This window comes from Jiangella rhizosphaerae (genome assembly GCF_003579925.1).
Classification (GTDB): domain Bacteria; phylum Actinomycetota; class Actinomycetes; order Jiangellales; family Jiangellaceae; genus Jiangella; species Jiangella rhizosphaerae.
In genome coordinates this window covers 1-13,648 of sequence record NZ_QUAL01000411.1, presented here as the reverse complement: position 1 = coordinate 13,648, position 13,648 = coordinate 1, and the positions used below count along the sequence as shown (strand labels likewise).

The 13,648-nt window shown below is 74.8% G+C and carries 9 protein-coding genes and 1 pseudogene; all 10 read right to left on the bottom strand.

Features of this window, described 5'->3' with window-relative positions:
- Nucleotides 1–629 (bottom strand): GNAT family N-acetyltransferase (locus tag DY240_RS27775; protein WP_199702619.1); only part of this gene is annotated, 629 nt, incomplete at its 3' end.
- A 32-nt stretch (nucleotides 630–661) separates the two neighbouring features.
- Complete coding sequence (locus tag DY240_RS27770; RefSeq protein ID WP_233552901.1) at nucleotides 662–1,810, bottom strand: M20 family metallopeptidase; 1,149 nt, start codon at nucleotides 1,808–1,810, stop codon at nucleotides 662–664.
- Nucleotides 1,807–2,637 (bottom strand): serine hydrolase, encoded by an 831-nt coding sequence (locus tag DY240_RS27765; RefSeq protein WP_119662897.1) that lies wholly within the window; start codon nucleotides 2,635–2,637, stop codon nucleotides 1,807–1,809. The genes DY240_RS27770 and DY240_RS27765 overlap by 4 nt, the downstream gene beginning before the upstream one ends.
- Nucleotides 2,638–2,640: 3 nt before the next feature.
- Entirely contained in the window at nucleotides 2,641–5,949 is a 3,309-nt protein-coding gene (locus tag DY240_RS27760; protein WP_119662896.1) for a serine hydrolase, read from the bottom strand.
- Nucleotides 5,946–6,917, bottom strand: a complete 972-nt coding sequence (locus DY240_RS27755; protein ID WP_119662895.1) for an oligopeptide/dipeptide ABC transporter ATP-binding protein — start codon at nucleotides 6,915–6,917, stop codon at nucleotides 5,946–5,948. Before DY240_RS27755 ends, DY240_RS27760 begins: the two co-directional genes overlap by 4 nt.
- On the bottom strand, nucleotides 6,914–8,941 hold the full coding sequence (locus DY240_RS27750) for a dipeptide/oligopeptide/nickel ABC transporter permease/ATP-binding protein (protein ID WP_119662894.1): 2,028 nt from the start codon (nucleotides 8,939–8,941) through the stop codon (nucleotides 6,914–6,916). Before DY240_RS27750 ends, DY240_RS27755 begins: the two co-directional genes overlap by 4 nt.
- Nucleotides 8,941–9,948, bottom strand: a complete 1,008-nt coding sequence (locus DY240_RS27745) for an ABC transporter permease (protein WP_199702616.1) — start codon at nucleotides 9,946–9,948, stop codon at nucleotides 8,941–8,943. The genes DY240_RS27750 and DY240_RS27745 overlap by 1 nt, the downstream gene beginning before the upstream one ends.
- A complete protein-coding gene (locus DY240_RS27740; protein ID WP_119662893.1) occupies nucleotides 9,945–11,549 on the bottom strand; it encodes an ABC transporter substrate-binding protein in 1,605 nt (534 codons plus the stop codon). Before DY240_RS27740 ends, DY240_RS27745 begins: the two co-directional genes overlap by 4 nt.
- Before the next feature lie 185 nt (nucleotides 11,550–11,734).
- Nucleotides 11,735–13,312 carry an N-acyl-D-amino-acid deacylase family protein gene (locus tag DY240_RS27735; RefSeq protein ID WP_119662892.1) on the bottom strand — a complete coding sequence of 526 codons (1,578 nt, stop codon included), beginning with the start codon at nucleotides 13,310–13,312 and terminating at the stop codon, nucleotides 11,735–11,737.
- 72 nt (nucleotides 13,313–13,384) lie between these two features.
- Nucleotides 13,385–13,648 (bottom strand): annotated as a pseudogene (locus tag DY240_RS27730) (ATP-dependent Clp protease ATP-binding subunit ClpX); the annotation flags it as partial.

Here is a 13,648-nt window from a genome sequence, read left to right as displayed (position 1 = left end):
GGCGCCGCCACGGGCCGGCCGGACGGCGACTCCGTCAGCGCCGGCACCGCCCCGGGCGGTTCCACCGCGCCGGTCCCGCCACCGGCCGCGCATGCCGCGACCACCTCGGGCGCGTCCAGCCGCCACCGCGTCAGCAGCCGGTCGCTGCCCTGGCCGCCGTTGATGGCGTCGTCCATGTCGCCGTAGAAGTCGACCAGGTAGTCGCTCGGGCGGGCCTGCAGCTTGGCCAGGTTGAAGTAGGCGTTGCGGCGTACCAGCGGGTCGAACGTCCAGGTGATCTCGCTGAGGCCGCGCGCGAGCGCCCACTCGCGCTGGTGCGCCTTCAGCGCGAACCCGACGTGCCGGCCGCGGGCGGCGGACGAGACGCCGGCGACGTGCGAGTGCAGCGACCGGCCGGGCGGCGCGGCGAAGAAGCCGACGCAGGCGCCGATCAGCTCGTCGCCGTCGTAGGCGCCGGCGACGTAGTTGCCGGCGTGGGTGAGCGCGCGCAGGTGCTCGACGGTCACGGGCGGGTTGGACCGGTCGGGCCGCCAGATGCGGTCGAACAGCGCGTAGACCTCTTCGAGGTCGCCGAGCGCGGACAGCTCGCGGATGGTCAGTCGGGCGACGGTGGCGGGCTGAGCAGCCATGTCGTCGATGATCCTCCGCTCCTGGGCGCCGGTCATGGTCGTCCGGCCCGATCCGCGGCGGCCCCGTTCGTGCGGGCCGACGAGCCGGCCCACTCGCCGGAGCGGACCGCGTCGATCAGGCCGGCGAGCAGCGCCGTCCGCCGCGGCAGCTCGTCGACGACGACGTACTCCCCCGGCGCGTGCGCCCCGGCCCCGACGGCGCCGAGCCCGTCCAGCGTCGGGGTGCCGTCGCCGGCGACGATGTTGCCGTCGGACGCGCCGCCCACGTGCGCCGACGCCAGCGGCCCCATCCCCAGCCGGTCGGCCACCTCGCACGCCAGCGCGAACAGCGACGCCGACGACGACGGCTCGAACGGCGGGTGGCGCGGCCCCGGCACGACCTCGACGCGGGCGCCGTCCAGCACCGGACGCAGCGCGGCCAGGCCGTCGTCGACCCGGCGCGCCTCGTCCGCCGTCGGCACCCGCGCGTCCACGTGCACGGACGCCGTCGCCGGGACGGTGTTCGCGGTGGTCCCGGCGGCGGTGAGGGTGGGGGTGACGGTGGCGCCGAGCGGCCCGCGGTCCAGCGCGGCGATCGCGTGGATCTGGTGCGCCAGCTCGACCGCCGCGTTCACCCCGGTCCACGGTTCCAGTCCGGCGTGCGCCGCCCGCCCCGTCACCCGCACCTCGTACCAGGCGACGCCCTTGCGCGCGGTCTTCAGCGCACCGCCGTCGGCGGAGGCCTCCAGCACGAACGCCGCCTGGGCCCGGGCCGCCTCCTCGTGCAGCAGCGGCCGCGACGTCGGCGCGCCGAGCTCCTCGTCGCCGGTGACCAGCACGGTGATCCCGTCCAGCGTCGTCAGCCCGGCCAGCGCGTGGAACAGCTGCACCAGCCCCGCCTTCATGTCGAAGCAACCCGGCCCGTACGCCCGGCCGGCCTCGACCCGCCACGGGTGCGCCACGAGCGAGCCGACCGGCCAGACGGTGTCGTGGTGGCCGAGCAGCAGCACCCCGGGCGGCCCGAACCGCCAGCGCAGATGCGTCCGGCCGTCGACGACGATCCGCTCCGGCGCCGCGCCGGTCAGCCGCTCACCCAGCTCGGCGACGACGTCCGCGGACGCCGCGACCGCCGCGAGGTCGGCCGACGGCGACTCGCACTCCACGAGCGTCCGCAGGTCCTCGATCATCGTCGCGGGGGTCATGCGCTCACCCGCAGGTGGTCGACGGCGATCCGCGCGGCCGTGCCGATGACGCGGTCGGCGGCCGGGTTGCGGAACTCCGCGCCCGGCAGCCGCAGGAACACCGCGACCGCGAACGTCGCGCCGTCGGGGTACTCGACGACGCCCACCTCGTTGCGCACGTGCGACAGGGTTCCGGTCTTGCCGCTCACCCTCACATCATCGTCCGGAAAGCCCGAGGTGAGCCGATGTGGCCAGACCTGTAGTCCCATGATCCGGCGGATCTCCGCGCACGCCTGCTCCGGCAGACCGTCGGCGGTCCAGACGCGCCGCAGCAGCGTCGTCGTCTCGCGCGGCGTGCTGCGGTTGGTCGTCCCGGCGTCCAGCACGCCGTCGAGGCCGCGCTCCTCGATGATCCGGAACAGCCCCGCGCAGTCCTCCTCGAGCACCGTCCCGGGCAGCCCGAGCGCTGCCATCGCGGCGTTGACGCACTCGCGGCCGAGCAGCGCCATCAGGGCGTCGGTGGCGTGGTTGTCGCTGACGCTCATCATCAGGTAGGCGACGTCGCGCAACGACAGCTCCGCGTCGTCCAGCATCACCGACAGCCCGGTCGGGCCGAGCGTCCGCGACCCGGCCGGCACCCGCAGCCGGTCCGTCGGCGCCCGCTCGCCGGTCGCGAACTGCCGGCACAGCTCGACCAGCACCGGGACCTTGAACACGCTCGCGGTGACGACGGGCGCGTCCGGCTCGAGACCCACCTCGGTGCCGGACGACACGTCCACGGCGTGCAGGTACCCGCTCACGCCCGCCGCCGCGAAAGCGTCGCGGAGCTCCCCCTCGACATCCCCCACGTGTCAGGAGACCTTCGGCGTCGCGCGCACGCCGAGGTGCACGTACGGCGACCCGTCGGCGAGCCGGTAGAACGTCACCGGCATCCACGTCTCGTTGCCGGGCAGCCGGGTCACGTACAGGTCCTGACGCACCGGCACGAGGTCCAGCTCCTTCGGCTCCTCCTCCAGCCCGGCCAGCTCGCTGGTGCTGGTCAGGCGCAGCTTCGGGCCGGTCTCGGCCTGCCAGACGTCCAGCCGGACGCTGGTGCGCTCGTACGTGCCGACGTGCGGGGTGATGTCGGCCTCGACCGGCTCCGCGGGCGGGCTCAGCGGCGTGGCCATCTCGACGCCGCCGACCTCGCGGAAGATCTCCCGGATCAGCGTCTCGTAGAGGTCGCGCGTGTGCCCGCCGTTCGTGAGCAGCGTGACGGCCATGTCCTGCTCCGGCAGCACCCGCAGGAACGCGGACTGCCCGATGGTGTTGCCGTCGTGCCCGATCAGCCGGGTGCCGTTCCAGTCCAGGCGGAACCAGCCCAGCCCCCACGAGTCGGCCAGCGTGTACGGGTCGGGCAGCGTCACCTGCTCCTCCTGCATGGCGGCGACCGTGCCCTCGGCCAGCACGCGGGTGCCGTCGGCGGCCACCCCGCCGGCCAGGTGCATCCGCGCGAAGGTCAGCACGTCGGCGACGGTGGAGGTGATCAGCCCGGCCGGCCCGGCGGACCGCGGCAGCACCCAGACCGGCGCCCGGCGGAACGGCTGGTCCTCCTCGTGCACGTGCCCGACGGCGGTCCGGTACAGCAGCGCGTCGTCGGGCAGCGTCACCGTGTGGGTCAGCCCGAGCGGCGTGTACAGCAGCTCGCGCATCGCGGTGTCCCAGGTCTGCCCGGTGAGCTTCTCGATCACCCGGCCGGCCGTCGTGAACCCCGAGTTGCAGTACGACCAGGTCGCGCCGAGCGGGTGGTTGAGCGGCAGCCCGGCGAGCGCCGCGACGTACTTCTCCAAGCAGTCGTCGCCGCGGCCGGTGTCGAGGAAGAAGTCGCCGTCGATGCCGCTGGTGTGGGTCAGCAGGTGGCGCATGGTGACCCGCGCCGTGGCGTCGTCGTCGGCCAGCCGCAGCTCCGGCAGGTAGGTGACGACGGGCTCGTCGAGGTCGAGCTTGCCGGCGTCGGCCAGCGCCATGACGACGCTCGCCGTCCACACCTTGCTGATCGAGCCGATCTGGAACAGCGTGTCGGTGGTGACCTCGACGCCGGTGTCGACGTTCGTGACGCCGTAGGCCAGCTCCAGCGTCTCGTCGCCGCGGGCGATGCCGAGCGTCGCGCCGGGGACGCGGTACTTCTCGGCCAGCTCGTTCAGGCGCTGCTGCCAGTGGTCGCGGTCGAGCGTCGTGGCGGTCATCGGGCTCTCCTTCTTCGACGTGTGCTGGGTGGCCCAGTCGACGATGCGGCGGGCGTAGTCGAGCCGGTGCGACGGGCGCCCGGCCAGGATGAACAGGTGCGACGCGCCGGGATAGAGCACCAGCCGGGCCGGCACGCCGCGGGCGCGCAGCGCGGCGAACCACTGCTCGGCCTGCCCGGGCGGGCAGCGGTCGTCGGCCAGCCCGTGCAGGATCAGCGTCGGCGTCGTCACGTTCGCGACGTTGGTGTACGGCGATTGAGCGGCCGCCCGTTCGGGGTCGGCGAACGGGAGGGCGGTCTCGAATGCGCCCAGGTAGTGGCCGGCGTCGGAGGTGCCGGCGAAGCTGGTGATGTCGGTCAGCACGCCGCCGGGCATCGCGGCGGCGAACCGGTCCGTACGGCCGGTCAGCCAGCACGTCATGTAGCCGCCGTAGCTGTAGCCGGTGACGGCCAGCCGGTCCGGATCGGCGACGCCCTCGGCGACCAGCTGGTCCAGCGGCTCGAGGAAGTCGCGCTCGTCGGCCAGCCCCCACTGCCCGACGGCGGCGGAGAAGAACGCCTCGCCGTAGCCGTCGCTGGCCCGCGGGTTGAGCAGCAGCACCGACCAGCCCCGCTGCACCAGCAGCTGGTGGTACGAGTGGCCGCCGTCGGGCACCGGGCTCCAGGCGTTGTGCGGGCCGCCGTGGATGTCCAGCAGCAGCGGCGCCCGCCCGCTGCCTGCCGAGGCCGCGCGCAGCAGCCAGCCGTGCACCTCGGTGCCGTCGGAGACGGTGAAGACCCGCTCCTCGGCGACCGGCAGGTCCAGGTCCGCCGGCGAGTGCGCGGTCAGCGTCGTCTCGGCGCCGGTCGAGACCTCGACGAGTGCGACCTCGCCGTACGAGCCCGGCCCGGCGACGACGACGGCGGCCCGCTCGCCCGCCACGGACAGCCCCGACACGACCCGTCCTGCCCCGCCGAGCACTGGCCGCACCGGTCCCCCGCCGGCGCCGACGGTGTAGACGTGCGTGCAGCCGCGGTCGCGGGCACAGAACACGACGGTGTCACCGGCACCGGCGAGCTGCGGCAGCCCACCGGGGTAGCCGGGCCCGCCGGGCATGACGTTGCGGTCCAGGTCCGCGGTGAGGTCGACCGCCGGGCCGCCGTCCAGCGGGACGCGGAACAGCCGGGTGTGCGCGACCGCGACCTCCGTCTGGCCCACGACCACCAGCGCGCCGCCGTCCCGGGTCCACGTCACCGGGCCGGCGGCGCGCAGCTCTCCGACCGGCTCGCCCAGCGCGACGGTGCCTCCGCCGGCCGCCACCACGTAGACGGCCGACGCGCCGGTGAGGTCGGCGTCCGCGGCCGTCACCGCCGGGAACGCCAGCCGCGCGCCGTCGGGCGACCACGCGGGCGGACCGGCGCTCCAGTCGCCGCCGGTCACCTGGGTCGTCTCACCGGAGACGACGTCGACCACGTGCACGTGCTGGCGCAGCCCGCGCAGCAGCCCGGCGCCGTCGGCCTTGTAGCCGAGCCGGTCCAGCACGATGGGGTCGGTCTCGGCCTGGCCGGTGGTGTCGACGGCGGCGGTGAAGGCGATCCGGGTGCCGTCGGGGCTCCAGACCGGCGCGCCGGCCCCCTTCGGCAGGTCGGTCAGGGCGACCGGCTCGCCGCCGTCCAGCGGCAGCAGCCACAGCTGCGGCGGACCGTCGGCGGCGCGCAGGAACGCCAGCCGGGTGCCGTCCGGCGACCAGGCGGGCGAGGCGTCCGCCCGCCCGTGGGTGAGCCGCCGCGGCTCGCCGCCGTCGGCAGCCACCAGCCAGAGCGAGGACACGTTCTCGTCCGCCTCGGCGTCGCTGCCCTTCAGCACGTAGGCGACCCGCGTGCCGTCGGGCGACAGGGCCGGCTCGGCGGGGACGGTCAGGGCCAGGACATCGTCCGGGGTCAGATCTCGCGTCACGGCGCCGGCACCTCCATCAGGTCTGTGGCGAAGTGGCAGGCGGCCCGGTGCGGCCGGTCCGCCGCGCCGGGCTGCGGATCGGTCTCGGCGCAGATCGTGCGCTCCGGCCGGGTCAGGGGGCCGATCGGGCACCGGCGGTGGAACCGGCAGCCCGGCGGCGGGTCGTGCGGCGACGGCGCCTCGGCGTCCAGGCGCGGGTCGTCGGCGGGGACGGGGTCGTCCAGCGCGACGCCGAACGCGGGGGCGGCGTCCAGCAGCGTGCGGGTGTACGGGTGTCGCGGCGCGGACAGGACGGCGTCGGCGGGGCCGGCCTCGACGATGCGGCCCAGGTACATGACCGCGATGACGTCGCTGACGTAGCGCACGACGGACAGGTTGTGCGAGATGAACAGCATCGTCAGGCCGAGCTGCCGCTGCAGGTCGCGGACCAGGTTGAGCACCGAGCCCTGCACGGAGACGTCGAGCGCGGAGGTGATCTCGTCGGCCAGCACCACCTCGGGCTCGGCGGCGAGGGCCCGGGCCAGCGCGACCCGCTGCCGCTGCCCGCCGGACAGCCCGGACGGCAGCGACCGCGCCCGCGCGGGGTCCAGGCCGACCAGCTCCAGCAGCCGGGCCACCTCGGCGGTCCGCGCGGCGCGGCGGCGCCGGCCGGGCAGCGCCTCGGCGATCGACTCGCCGATGGTCATCCGCGGGTCGAGCGAGGCGTGCGGGTCCTGGAAGACCAGCTGCAGCTTGCGCCGGTCGCGGCTGGTCCGCAGCGGCGCGCCGTCCAGCCGGATCTCGCCGCCGGTGGTCGGGACGAGCCCGACGGCGGCCTTGGCCAGCGTCGACTTGCCGGAGCCGGACTCGCCGACCAGCCCCACCACCGAGCCCGCCGGGACGGTGAGGTCGACGCCGTCGACGGCGGTCAGCGCGGACCGCCCGGTCCCGAACCGGACGGTCGTGCCCTCGAACGACAGCTCCCTCATGCCTGCCCTCCTGCGCCCCTGTCGGACGTCGGGTCATGCAAAGGATCACGAACTCTCTCCAGCCGACCTACGCCCTGGACCGAGGGCTCAGGGGGACCTTCGGCCCCCCATCGCCTGTCGGTGTCGCATGACCCTCCGGGGACCGCGTCCAGCGCCAGGTCCAGCGGCTGGGTGCGCGGATGCCAGCAGGCGGCGCGCTGGTCCGGCGCGACGGCGGCCAGGCCCGGCCGCACCCGGCAGGCGTCGTCGGCGAACTCGCAGCGGGGCGCGAAGGCGCAGCCCTCGGGCCGGTCGGCGGGGTCCGGCGGGCGGCCCGGGATGGTGGCCAGCGGCCGGTCGCGGTCCGTGGCGAGGTCCGGGACGGAGGCAAGCAGCGCACGGGTGTACGGGTGCGCGGCCGCGCCGAGCCGCCCGACCGGCAGCTCCTCGACCACACGGCCGGCGTACATGACGACGACCCGCTCGCACAGCTGACCGACGACGGCGATGTCGTGCGAGATCAGCACGACGGCGGCGCCGGTCTCGGCCTGCACGTCCTCGAGCAGCCTGAGCACCTGCCGCTGCACGGTGACGTCGAGCGCGGTGGTCGGCTCGTCGGCGATGATCAGCTCCGGTGTGCTCATCAGGCCCATCGCGATCATCGCGCGCTGGCGCATGCCGCCGGAGAACTCGTGCGGGTACTGGTGCGCGCGCCGCTCCGGCGCCGGGACGCGGACGGTGCGCAGCCGGTCGACGGCCCGGGCCAGGGCGGCGCGCCGGCCCTGCCGCTCGTGCACCCGGGTCACCTCGGCCAGCTGCCGGCCGACCCGCATCGACGGGTTGAACGAGGTCATCGGGTCCTGGAACACCATCGCCACCTTGGTGCCGAGCAGCTCGCGGACCTCGGCGTCGGCGCGGCCGAGCGGCGCGACGCCGGCCACCTCCAGCCGCTGCGCCGTGACGTGCGCGGAGTCCGGCGCCAGCTGGGCGACGGCGAGCGCGGTGAGGCTCTTCCCGGAGCCGGACTCCCCCACGATGCCGACGGTCTCGCCGCGGCGCACGGTGAGGCCGACGCCGTCGACGGGGTGCGTCCAGCCCCCGCCGGGTGCGGGGAAGCCGACCCGCAGGTCGTCGGCGACGAGGACGGCGTCCGGTTCCGCCGCGGCCCGAGCGAGCGCCGCCGCCGGCTCGTCCGCGGCGGGCGGGCGCCGGCGACGGACTGCCCGCACCCCGACGACCTGCGCGATCGACTCGCCCAGCAGCGTGAACGCGAGCCCGGCGACGACGACGGCGACGCCGGGCGCCAGGGCCGCGGCCGGGTTGATGTAGATGCGGTCGAGTCCCTCGCCGAGCAGCCGGCCCCAGTCGTACGCGGGCGGCTGGACGCCCAGGCCCAGGAACGACAGCCCGGCGAACGCCAGCAGCGCGGTGCCCGCCATGACGGTCGCGTTGACGACCAGCGGCTCGCCGATGTTGGGCAGCAGGTGCCGCGCGACCAGCCGGAACCGGCCCACGCCGGCCACCCGTGCGGCCGCCACGTAGTCCCGTCCGGCCACCGCCGCCACGTTCGTCTGGACCAGCCGGGCGAACGACGGCGCGCCGGCCAGGCCGATGGCCAGCACGGCCCCGCGGGCGCCGACCCCGAAGATCACCGCGAAGAACAGCGCCAGCAGCAGGCCGGGGAAGGCGACCGCGAGGTTCACCGCCGCGGTCACCAGCCGGCCGGCCCTCCGTCCGAGCACCGCCGGCAGCACGCCCAGGAGCACGCCGGCGACGACGCAGATCGCGGTCGCCAGCAGCGCGAGGCCGAGCGAGTATCGCGTGGCGACGAGGACGCGCAGCATGATGTCGCGGCCGAGCGCGTCGGTGCCCAGCGGATGCTCCGATGTCGAGCCCTGCGACAGCGCCGCGGGGTCGGTCTCCTCGGCGGCGTCGCCCCACAGGATCGGCGCCACCACCGCAAGGATCGCCAGCACCACGAGCAGGCCCGCGGCCACCGCACCGACCGGGTTGCGCAGCGCGGCCCGCCACTGGTCGCGTCCCATCAGCCCTCCCTGATGGTCGAGCGCGGGTCGGCGACCGCCAGCAGCACGTCGACGACGAGGTTCACCAGCAGCACCGCGGCGCCGTAGACCAGCACGATGCCCTGCACGACGGGGTAGTCCTTGGCCAGGATCGACGAGACGATGGTCATCCCCATGCCCGGCCAGGCGAACACGTTCTCGACCAGCACGGTGCCGACGATCATGCCGCTGAGCAGCAGCCCGCCGATGGTCAGCGTCGAGGTCAGCGCGTTGGGGAAGACGTGGCGCAGGTACACCCGCAGCGGCGGGAGCCGCTTGGCCCGGGCGGTGCGGACGAAGTCCTCGTCCATCACAGCGAGCGCCTCGACCCGGACGATGCGGGCCATCAGCAGCGCCGGCCCGAGCGCCAGCGCCACCACCGGCAGCACGTAGGACGCCGCGTGGCTCCGCCCGGCCACCGGGAACCAGCCGAGCGTCACGCCGAACACGAACACCAGCCCGACGGCGAGCAGGAACTCCGGGATCGCCGCGACCACCGCGCTGGTGGAGGTGAACCCGAGCTCCGCGCCGCGGCGCCGCCCGCCGCGGGTGAGCACCGCCATCGCCAGGCCGAGCGGGATCGCCGCCAGCATCACCACGACGAACGCCGCCACGGCGAGGGAGGCCGTGGCCGGCAGCCGCTGGCCGATCGTCTCCGACACCGGCACGCCAGAGGTCATCGAGATGCCGAGGTCGCCGGAGAACAGCGACCGCACGTAATCGACGTACTGCACGCCGATCGGGTCGTTCAGCCCGAGCGCCTCGCGCCGCGCGTCGACCAGGTCCGGCGGCGCGGTGACGCCGAGTGCCGCCCGCACCGGGTCGCCGGGGATCAGGTGGATCATCCCGAAGGCGAGCGTGACCAGGACCGCGAGCGACACCGCCAGCCGGCCCAGCCGGCGCAGGAGGAACCCGGCCCACGGGTTGCCGGCCCACGCGGACACCCGGGTCCGCGTGGGCGCGGGTGGTGCGGCGACGGGTGCCGTCACGAGGCCGTCAGCCGGATCGTCGGCGGGATGAGGCCGTCGCCGCCGCGCTCGGCGGTGACGCCGTCGAGGAACACCGGGACCGTCTCGTCGGCGAAGAGCAGCACGTCGTTCTCGGCGAACAGCGCCTCCTCCGCCTCCTGCCACTTGGCGCAGCCCTCCTGGCCGGGCAGCGTCATCGCCTCGGCGACGGCGGCCGCGTAGCCGGGGTTGTCGATCGAGGCGAGGTTCACGCCGCCGTCGGCCGGCGCCGGACCGGAGAGGAACGGCACCATCTGGCTGGGCAGCCGCAGGTTCACCGGCAGCAGCGCCGCGCCCCACGACCCGGTGCCGAACACCACCTCGTTGTACTCCGTCGGCGGCAGGCCGCGCGTGGTGGCGGCGACGCCGAGCTCGGTCCACGTCGACGCGATCAGCTCTGCCGCGGCGGCGGTGGTGTCGCCGCGGGTGCTGTTGTAGATCAGCTCCAGCTGCAGTGGGGCGCCGTCCTTGCTGCGCGTGCCGTCCGAGCCCGCGGTCCAGCCGGCCGCGTCGAGTGCGGCGGCGGCCGCCTCGGTGTCCTGCTCCGGCAGGTGGCCGTCGACGGCGTCGTAGCGGCAGGCGACCGGGTCGATGATGGCCAGCGCCTCCGAGCGCTGTCCGTAGCCGCCGGTGACCACCGACATCAGTTCCTCGAAGTCCAGCGCCTGGGCGAGGGCCGCGCGGACGGCGTCGTCGGCGCCGGGGTTGCCCGCGGCCTGGTTGAAGAACAGCTCGCCGACGACCGCACGCGTGGTGACCTGCTCGTACTGCTGCTCCAGCCGCTGGCGGTCCGGGCCCACCACGGAGGCGGCGTTCAGCTCGCCGGACAGCAGCAGGTTCGCCGCCGTCGACTCGTTGGCGATGACCCGGACGTTCACGGTGGCGGGCGTCCCCTGGTCGGCGGCCGTGGCGCCGTCGGGTCCCCACGTGTAGTCGTCGCGGCGCTGGAAGGTGTAATGGTCGTCGCGGACCACCTCGGTCAGCTCGAACATCCCGGTGCCGATGCCGTCCTCCTCCAGCAGCGACGGGTCGTCCAGGCCGGCCTTGCAGGCGATGAAGAGGTCGCCGGTGCTCTGCAGCAGGAACGGGTCCGGCGCGGGCACCGTGATGGTGACGGTGCGGGCGGCGTCGTCGGCGGTCGTCGTCATCTCGGCCGGGACCAGCACGCCGCGCACCGGCGACACGTTCGCGTCGTCGACGACGAACTGGAAGTTGGCCGCCACGTCCGACGCCGTCAGCGGCGTGCCGTCGGAGCAGGTGACGCCGTCGCGCAGCGTGTACGTGACGGTGGTCGGCGTGACCTCCCACGACTCCGCCAGCCAGGGCAGCTCCTCACCGTCGACGGTGAAGTAGACCAGCCGGTCGTACAGGTAGTTGGCGATGGCGCGGGTCGCCGCGAGCACCGTCAGATGCGGATGCAGGTTGCCCGGGTCGGCGGAGACCGCGGTGGTGAACGTGCCGTCGACGACGGGTTCGGCGTTCCCGCCCGCCTCGGCCGGACCGTCGCCGCCGTCGGAGCCGCCGCAGGCCGCGAGGAGCAGTGTCAAGGCCGCGGCGAGCGTGACCTTCCGGCGTGTGCGCATGACACTCCTTCGGGAGAGCAGGTGATCCGCACAAGTTCTCGTTGCCTTGTGGGACCCGCCGCCGCCCGGACCTCGCGGTCGGCTTGAGACAGCCTGGCCCCGTGACACGGGTCACGTCTTTGTCCGATCCGACGACCTCGGGCGGCAGAACTCGTCGGCATGTACCGACGTGTGGCGGCGACCGGTCAGGCGCGCAGCACCCGGCCGGCCCGCTCGCCGGTGAAGCCGCCGCCGTCGACGACCACCCGGCCGCCCAGGACGACCATCTCGATGCCGTCCGGGGTCACGGCGGGGTCGGTGTAGCTGCCCCGGTGGCCGATGCGCACGGGGTCGAGGACCGTGACGTCGGCGTGCGCGCCGGGCAGCAGCACGCCGCGGCCGGCCAGCCCGAACTGGCGGGCGATCAGCGACGTCGCCTTGCGGATCGCCTCGTTCCAGGTGAGCACGCCCTGCTCGCGGACGTACGTCCCGAGCAGCCGCGGGAAGCAGCCGTAGGTGCGCGGGTGCTGCAGCCCCATCGGCGGGCCGTTGTCCGAGCCGATGCCGACCAGCGGGCTGGCCATGATCGCCCGCACGTCCGGTTCGGCCATCATCTCCACGACGATCATCGCGGCGGGGTCCTCGACGACGAGGTCGCAGAGGGTGTCGAACGGGTCGGCGGCCTGGCCGCGGGCGGCCGCGAGGTCGGCGACGGTGCGGCCGACGGCGTCCGGGTCGCGGTGGCCGGTGACGATGACCTGCGCCGCCGTCGTGTTGGCCCACATGCCGTCGCCGGGGTCGCCGCGCTCGGCGTCGGCGCGCAGCCCGACGCGGTAGGCGGGGTCGGACAGCCGGGCGGTCATGGCCGCGGCGCCGCCCTCGGCCGCGCGGTTGGGCAGCAGCGCGAGCAGCACCGTCCCGCCGGCGAGGTACGGGTACTGGTCGCCCATGGCGTCGACGCCGGCCAGCCGGGCCGCCTCGATGCGCTCCAGCAGGGCGGCGCTCTTGCCGTGCGCGGCCCGCCCGGCGGCCTTGCAGTGCGAGATCTGCAGCCGCACGCCGCCGGCCCTGGCGACCGCGACCGCCTCGTCGATGGCGTCCTCGACGTAGCGGCCCTCGTCGCGCATGTGGGTGGCGTACGTACGGCCGTACGCGCCGGCGACCCGGGCGATCGCCTCCAGCTCGGCTCGTCCGGCGAAGCAGCCGGGCGGGTAGATGAGCCCGGTGGAGAAGCCGACGGCGCCGGCCTCGAACGCCTCGGCGGCCAGCCGCTGCATGTGCTCGACGGCGCCGGGGCGCAGCTCGTCGCCGGCGCCGTTGGCGGTGAGCCGCAGCGTGTGGTGCCCGACGAGGTACGCCAGATGGTTGGTGGGGCCGTGCTTCTCGACGAGGTCGAGGAAGGCGGCGAACGAGCCCGGCGGCGGCGGGATGTCGCAGCCCAGCTCGCCGTACATCTCCTGGACGACGGCTGCCGACGCCTCGTCGAGCGGGGCGAAGCTGAACCCGCAGTTGCCGGCCACCTCGGTGGTGACGCCCTGGAGCAGCTTGAACGGCTGCGGGTCGTCCATCAGCGGGACCATGTCGCTGTGCGAGTGGGCGTCGACGAAGCCCGGCGCGACGTAGAGGCCGTCGCAGTCGACGACTCGGGCGCCGGTGGCGTGGTGCTCGCGGGCGTCGCCGACCGCGCGGATCACGCCACCGGCGATGACGACGTCGGCCACCGCGCCGGGTGAGCCGAGGCCGTCGAACACGGTGCCGCCACGCAGGACGAGTGTGTCGCTCATGGGCGGATTCAACCGCAGCTCAGGGCCGCCGTGTTCGTCGGATCGGCCAATGTCTCGCGCGGAAGTCGGGCGTCAGGCGGACTTCTCGCGGCGCTCGCGCTTGCGCGGGCCCTCACGCGGGACCAGGGTGGGCAGCACGTTGGCGTCGACCACCTCGCGGGTGATGACGACGCGGGCGACGTCGTCGCGCGACGGGACCTCGTACATGACGTGCAGCAGGACCTCTTCCAGGATGGCCCGCAGCCCGCGCGCACCGGTGCCGCGCAGCAGCGCGAGGTCGGCGACCGCCTCGATCGCGTCGTCGGTGAACTCCAGCTCCACGTGGTCGAGCTCGAA

What these genes read in the sequence shown, in the direction of transcription:
- DY240_RS27770 (WP_233552901.1), bottom strand. Translation starts at nt 1,810, where the DNA reads ATGACCCCCGCGACGATGATCGAGGACCTGCGGACGCTCGTGGAGTGC.
- DY240_RS27755 (WP_119662895.1), bottom strand. Translation starts at nt 6,917, where the DNA reads ATGAGGGAGCTGTCGTTCGAGGGCACGACCGTCCGGTTCGGGACCGGG.
- DY240_RS27750 (WP_119662894.1), bottom strand. Translation starts at nt 8,941, where the DNA reads ATGGGACGCGACCAGTGGCGGGCCGCGCTGCGCAACCCGGTCGGTGCG.
- DY240_RS27740 (WP_119662893.1), bottom strand. Translation starts at nt 11,549, where the DNA reads ATGCGCACACGCCGGAAGGTCACGCTCGCCGCGGCCTTGACACTGCTC.
- DY240_RS27735 (WP_119662892.1), bottom strand. Translation starts at nt 13,312, where the DNA reads ATGAGCGACACACTCGTCCTGCGTGGCGGCACCGTGTTCGACGGCCTC.